We start from the raw sequence: 6,333 nt of genomic DNA, 5'->3' as shown, positions 1-6,333 counted from the left end.
AGGGGCTGAATTTCAGAGCACCGGTGGAATTATTGGAGGAAATTGTAACTTGAAAAACCAACTTTACAATGGCTCAAAATCTGGGGTAGCTTACAATTGAACCAGAGACCCAAATACAGCTTGACCTGCTGGATACGGTGGACAGGGAAAAGCATGCAAGGTTGATGCAGGTAGTCGATGGGCTAACGGACAAGTTCGGCAGGGGAAGAGTGAGGGTTGCGACCCAAGGCGTTGACAATTCGTGGACGCTAAAGAGCGATTTCAAGTCACCATGTTATACCACACGGATTGACGAGATACAGAAGGTCTATGTGAGGTGAAACTTCTTTCTCTGCTCCCATTAGTGAATGTTAGTGAACTTTAGTGAAGATATTGGGGGAAGTCCTGAAGCATCGAAAACATCATATAATTGAGGATTCAAATCATCTTAACCTAAAAAAGTGCTTTTGTAATTATACCGATGCCATTAAAAATGGTGTTCACTAAAAGGATAGAGTTTTTCACTAACAATCTCGTGTTTTGTTAGTGAAAATGCTGAAGATAAAAACAAAAAAGCCTGTCTACGTTGTGTAAACAGGCTTTTTTGTTTTTACTCGTTTTGAGTGGTGTGATCCCGCTGGGATTCGAACCCAGGACCCATACATTAAAAGTGTATTGCTCTACCAGCTGAGCTACGGAATCGGATGTTTTTTCCTTGTTTGGGAGTGCAAAGGTAGAAGCTTTGATTTTAATTCCAAAATTAATTTTCAGCTTCTTTGCCCTCTCCTTTGCAAGAGGAGAAATAAAAAGCCTCTCTGTTAAGAAAGGCTTCGTCTTTCATTTGTGATCCCGCTGGGATTCGAACCCAGGACCCATACATTAAAAGTGTATTGCTCTACCAGCTGAGCTACGGAATCTTTTACTAACTTGCGTTACCAAGGCGTTTCCCTGAATTGCGATGCAAAACTAACAGCTAAGTTTTTAAATGCAAAATATCTTATCCAAAATATCTGCCTTTCTGATTATTTTTTTAGCTGTTTTGGCAGAACCCACTAGTGCTCAGGATAATAATTTAACACTGGCTAAAGCAGATTCGCTCTTTCAGCATCAACGATATTCCGATGCTTTTGTTCTGTATGAGCAATTGCTGGTGCAGGACCAGCATTATTCGCCGCAGATGCTCCTGAAGATGGCCTATATCAAAGAGGGCCTCCGCGACTATACCGGCGCCATGTATTACCTGCACTTGTTCTATACCAAGGAGCCCAGCCGCTCCACGCTTAAAAAGATGGAAGAACTGGCGCAGGCGCACCGCCTCTACGGCTATGAGTACAGCGATCTGCAGTTCTTTAAAACGCAGTTCAGCAAGCACTACATGCACATTCTGGAGCTCATGCTGCTGGCAGCGGTGATTACAGTCACCATCATGCTGTTCAGGTGGCGCAGGGGCTTTAGGTTCAGCTCCAGCTTCAAGGCCGGGTTTATACTCTACCTGCTGTTTATACTTTACTACATCAACTTCCTCAACCTCGGCGACGCAGGCATCATCAAAAACAACCATGTGGCCATCATGTCGGCCCCCTCTGCCGGCGCTGACTGGATTACCACGGCCACCCAAGGGCATAAGGTACCCATCACTGGCGAGCAGGATATCTGGTACGAGATAAAGTGGAGAGGGGAGAAGGCCTACATCCGCAAAAGCAACCTACTGGAACTGCCTTAATGTTTGACAAAGGACTATGAGACAAAAGACTTCTGGTTGTTCTTAGAGTCGAAAAAAGTCGCTAGTAGACCTAGTACTTTCTTATCCTTTAAGTTGTATTAAAGTCTTTTGTCCTTTGTTACAAAGTCCTTTATCTAATTCTTAGACAACGGAGAGTCTTTCTCCTTGGCCATCACGTTATACACCAGCTTGTCGGCCAGGCTTGGGAAGAGCTTGTTTACCCACACGGCCAGCTTGCCTTGCGTGGTCATCACCAGGTCGCGTTTGCGCTGGATGGTGGCTTTTAGGATGCGTTCGGCTACTTCCTCGGCACTCATCATTTTCTCTTCCTCACGCGGCGTTTCGCCTTGCTGCTGTCCGTTGGCGGCCAGGGCGGTGTTGCGGATGTTGGAGGCAGTAAAGCCAGGGCAGGCCAGCAGCACGTGCACACCAGAGTATAGCAACTCGGTGCGCAAGGTCTCCAGGAAGCCGTGCATGGCAAACTTGGAAGCAGAATATCCGGTGCGGGCAGGCAAGCCACGGTAGCCGGCTATCGAGGAAATGCCTACGATGGAGCCTTTTACCTGCTTGATGTAGGGCAGCGCATACTTGGTGCTGTACACAGTCCCCCAGAAGTTAATGTCCATCACCTTGCGAAGCACGTCCAGGTCCAGGTCCTCGAACAGGGCGCGCATCGAGATGCCTGCGTTGTTGATAAGCACATCCAGGCGGCCATACTTTTGTACTGTTTCCTGCACCATGCGCTGGCACTGCTCCTCCACGCTCACATCGGCATTCACCGCCAGGTTGTCAATCCCTGCTGCGCTGAGCTCCTGGCTGGTCTGGTCAAGGTTTTGCTGGTTGCGGCCCGAGATGGCTACTTTGGCCCCCTCGCGCCCAAAGGCAAACGCCAGCGCCTTGCCAATACCCGACGTGCCGCCGGTAATCAGGACTACTTTATCTCTCATTTTTATACTTTCTCTAACTAAAATCAGCTGCAAAGATAATTTTAATTGTTGATTGGGTGAAAGTTAGAAAGTTAAAGAGTTAGAAGGTTAGAAAGTTGGGTTTCCATTCACTCAGTCACTCAATCAAAATTCGAGCAACGAACAACTAATAACGAGTAGCTAGCAACGAATCACCCGTATCTGCCCATATTTTTGTAATTTTGCGCCACTGTGAGAAAAAAGAGCAAGAAGAAGCAATTTGAGATACTCGAGCAAGTACGCATCGAGGAGATGGTAGCTGAGGGCAAATGCCTGGCGCGCCATAATAACATGGTGGTTTTCGTGGCTGGCGTAGCCCCCGGCGACGTGGTGGACCTGCGCATTATCCGCAAGAAGAAGAGCTTTTTGGAGGCCGAGGCGGTGCACTTCCACGAGTTGTCGGAGCTGCGCGTGCAGCCGTTTTGCGAGCACTTCGGTACCTGCGGCGGTTGCAAGTGGCAGCACATTGGCTACGATACCCAGCTATACTTTAAGCAGAAGCAGGTGAAGGACAACCTCGAGCGCATTGGTAAGGTGCCGCTGCCGGAGTTCGACCCGATACTTGGCTCTGAGAAAACACGCTACTACCGCAACAAACTGGAGTATACTTTCTCTAACACCAGCTGGCTCACCAAAGAGCAGATTCAGTCTGGGGAGGAGTATGACCGAGACGCGCTGGGATTCCACATCCCGGGCCGCTTCGATAAAATTCTCGACATCAAGCACTGCTACCTGCAGCCAGACCCGTCCAACGCCATCCGCCTGGAAGTACGCCGATATGCCAAGGAGCACAACCTGCCGTTTTTCGACATCGTGAAGCAGGAGGGCTATATGCGCAACCTTATCATCCGCACGGCCAATACCGGTGAGCTGATGGTAATTGTGCAGGTGTTCGAGGACAGGCCGGAGGTGATGCAGGCGCTGATGGAGCACCTGGCGGCCACCTTCCCGGAGATTACTTCGCTGCAGTATGTGGTGAACGCCAAAGGCAACGAAACCTACCACGACCTGGAGGTGGTATGCTATAAAGGGCTGCCTTATATCCACGAGGAAATGGAAGGCATTCGGTTCCGGGTGGGGCCAAAGTCGTTTTACCAGACTAACGCCGACCAGGCGTATGAGCTCTACAAGAAGACGCGCGAGTTGGCTAACCTGACCGGGGACGAGCTGGTGTATGACCTCTATACCGGTGCTGGTACCATCGCTAACTTTGTGGCACGCCAATGCCGTGAGGTAATTGGGATAGAGTATGTGCCGAGCGCCATCGAAGATGCCAAGATTAACTCACAGATTAACGACATCACCAACACCACTTTCTACGCCGGCGATATGAAGGACATCCTGTCGGATAAGCTGATTGCCCGCCACGGTAGGCCGGACGTGGTGATTACCGACCCGCCGCGCGCCGGTATGCACGAGGATGTGGTGAAGAAGCTCCTGCAGGTGCACCCGAACCGTATCGTGTACGTAAGCTGCAACCCAGCCACGCAGGCCCGCGACGTGGAATGGCTTTCGGAGAAGTATGAAGTAACGCGTGTGCAGCCGGTAGACATGTTCCCGCAGACGCACCACGTAGAAAATATTGTATTGTTAACTGCTAAATAGACAAACGTATCGCATAGCACGACCTTCGGACAAAGGACTTTATGACAAAAGACTCGGTGATAGGGATAACCCTCCTTCCCACGTTAGTAAATGTCCCCCTTTGAAGGGGGGTGGGGGATGATTACTTTATCCGAAATGTCCTTTGTCTAATTGTCAAAAATAAAGTCGTGCTACGAGATACGTAAGAAAGTATATGGAAAACGATCCGGAACTGAATGGTAAGTACCTGGGCACTATCTCAAAGGATTTTGTGGTGGTGGCTGAGACGCTGAAGGAGGCATCGTACCAGGTGCGCAAGCGTAAGATTTCTGAGTACCCGATTTTTGTGTTCAGCCGCACGCAGGTGCCCGTGGGCTCTGTGTTCCTGGCCAAGGAAGAGCTGGCGCTGGAATGGCACATCAACGCCTCCTACCTGGAAGACTTCGTGCAGCGCCAACTGGTGGTAGAAGATAAGATAGAAGACTTTAGAGCCGCTTACAAAGACCCGGACGAGTACTGCTGCCTGTTTGTGGTAGACGGCGAGTTCCAGAATTTCGTGTTCATCCCTTACCCGGAAGAGTAGGCGTGTGTAGACAAAAGAATTTTTGACAAAGGAGTCTCTCTAGACGATTTTATCTCACTATCCTTTGGGAGAGAACAGAGGTTTGAACCTGAATTAGATAAAACAGAAAAGGCAGCTAGTATGGCTGCCTTTTCTGTTTTTAAAGTATAAACTTTCTGTTTGTCCTTTGTCAGGAACTTAAAAGTGGCTCCAGCCCTGGGCTTTGAGTGGGAACAGCTGACCGGCTTTAGTAGCCAGGTTCACGCCTTCGCTATCGTCGGTGATCTTGCCGATGATGGTGATGTCCGGGTGGTTTTTGAGTTCGTCGTAGGCGGAGAGCGGCACGGTGAAGAGCAGCTCGTAGTCCTCGCCGCCGTTCATAATGCAGGTCAGCGGGTCGATGTTGAACTCCAGCGCCGTTTCGAGCATTTGTGGGTCGGCTGGCAGGTTGTCTTTATACACGGTGGCACCTACTTTAGACTGGCTGCAGATATGGAACAGCTCCGAGGCCAGCCCATCTGAAATATCAATCATAGAGGTGGGCTGGATGCCGCGTTCTTTCAGGTCGTAGATAACGTCCATGCGCGCTTCAGGCCTCAGCTGACGGCCCACGATGTACTGCTTGTTCTCCAGCTCCGGCTGCATTTCGGGGTTAGCCAGGAAGGCTTGTTTCTCGCGCTCCAGAATCTGAAGGCCCATGTAGGCAGCGCCCAAGTCGCCGGTAACGCATACCAGGTCGTTCACCTTAGCGCCATTGCGGTAAACAATCTGCTCCGGCGCAGCCTCGCCGATGGCCGTAATGCTGATCACCAGGCCGGCAGTGGAAGAAGTGGTATCGCCGCCTACCAGGTCTACTTTATAGTTCTCACAGGCCAGCCGGATTCCCTCGTATAGTTCTTCCACGGCCTCTACCGTATAACGCGCGCCTAAGGCAATGTTCACCGTTATCTGGGTGGGTTTGGCGTTCATGGCGGCAATATCCGATACGTTCACGGCCACGGCTTTGTAACCCAAATGCTTGAGCGGGCAAAAGGTCAAATCAAAATGCACGCCTTCCAGCAGCATATCCGACGATACCACCAGCTGCTTCTGGCCAGGTTGTATGACAGCTGCATCGTCGCCGATGCCTTTGATGGTGGACTCATTGCGCAACTCGATTTTCTCTTTGATCTTCCGGATTAGGCCAAACTCGCCTACGGCACTTAAAGGAGTATATTCGCTCATGGTTCAGGATCTGTTTTAGACCTGCAAAGATACAAAATATGCTACAGAGCCCACGTACTACTTTTTCTATCTGATGCCATACTTCCAGGTATAGGAAAAAGGTGGACTTGCGCATACTTCCAAAACGGTAAATTAAATCATTAGTATGTTTGTACATTAAATGTATATACATTAAATTTGCATCCATGTAAAGTATAAGGTTTTATACTTTACATGCTGCCGGAGCAAAGACAGCCCAGTATGTGCGAATACCGGCGGCAGTAGAGCAAATTCAGGTAAAATAAATCGGCAGTGAG

6 protein-coding genes and 2 tRNA genes are annotated in these 6,333 nt (G+C 49.7%); 4 read left to right on the top strand and 4 right to left on the bottom strand.

Going from position 1 to position 6,333, the window contains the following annotated elements; translation table 11 throughout:
• Positions 1-164: 164 nt before the first annotated feature.
• Positions 165-320 carry a DUF4113 domain-containing protein gene (locus tag BM040_RS22175; protein WP_175491148.1) on the top strand — a complete coding sequence of 52 codons (156 nt, stop codon included), beginning with the start codon at positions 165-167 and terminating at the stop codon, positions 318-320.
• 288 nt (positions 321-608) lie between these two features.
• On the opposite strand, the gene BM040_RS21175 is transcribed toward BM040_RS22175, so the two are convergent.
• Both BM040_RS21175 and BM040_RS21170 read right to left on the bottom strand, forming a co-directional pair.
• Positions 609-681: transfer RNA gene (locus tag BM040_RS21175), tRNA-Lys, on the bottom strand.
• Between the two features lie 142 nt (positions 682-823).
• Positions 824-896: transfer RNA gene (locus tag BM040_RS21170), tRNA-Lys, on the bottom strand.
• A gap of 122 nt (positions 897-1,018) precedes the next feature.
• On the opposite strand from BM040_RS21170, the gene BM040_RS21165 reads away from it, so the two are divergent.
• Entirely contained in the window at positions 1,019-1,702 is a 684-nt protein-coding gene (locus BM040_RS21165) for an SH3 domain-containing protein (protein WP_245756326.1), read from the top strand.
• A 134-nt stretch (positions 1,703-1,836) separates the two neighbouring features.
• Here the strand turns inward: BM040_RS21165 and BM040_RS21160 are convergent, their stop codons facing one another.
• The gene (locus BM040_RS21160) at positions 1,837-2,649 is read right to left on the bottom strand and encodes an SDR family oxidoreductase (protein ID WP_092105761.1); all 813 of its coding nucleotides are present in this window, start codon (positions 2,647-2,649) and stop codon (positions 1,837-1,839) included.
• Positions 2,650-2,859: 210 nt separating this feature from the next.
• On the opposite strand from BM040_RS21160, the gene rlmD reads away from it, so the two are divergent.
• Positions 2,860-4,272 carry a 23S rRNA (uracil(1939)-C(5))-methyltransferase RlmD gene (rlmD, locus tag BM040_RS21155; protein ID WP_092105759.1) on the top strand — a complete coding sequence of 471 codons (1,413 nt, stop codon included), beginning with the start codon at positions 2,860-2,862 and terminating at the stop codon, positions 4,270-4,272.
• Positions 4,273-4,465: 193 nt separating this feature from the next.
• Positions 4,466-4,834, top strand: coding sequence for a hypothetical protein (locus BM040_RS21150; protein ID WP_092105756.1), 369 nt, complete (start codon positions 4,466-4,468; stop codon positions 4,832-4,834).
• A 177-nt stretch (positions 4,835-5,011) separates the two neighbouring features.
• Here BM040_RS21150 and thiL read toward each other — a convergent pair whose 3' ends face one another.
• A complete protein-coding gene (gene thiL, locus BM040_RS21145) occupies positions 5,012-6,037 on the bottom strand; it encodes a thiamine-phosphate kinase (protein WP_092105754.1) in 1,026 nt (341 codons plus the stop codon).
• Positions 6,038-6,333: the final 296 nt, after the last annotated feature.

This window comes from Pontibacter chinhatensis (assembly GCF_900113285.1).
Classification (GTDB): Bacteria; Bacteroidota; Bacteroidia; order Cytophagales; family Hymenobacteraceae; genus Pontibacter; species Pontibacter chinhatensis.
The sequence above is the reverse complement of the archived record's forward strand: the minus strand, read 5'-3'. Positions and strand labels throughout refer to the sequence as shown.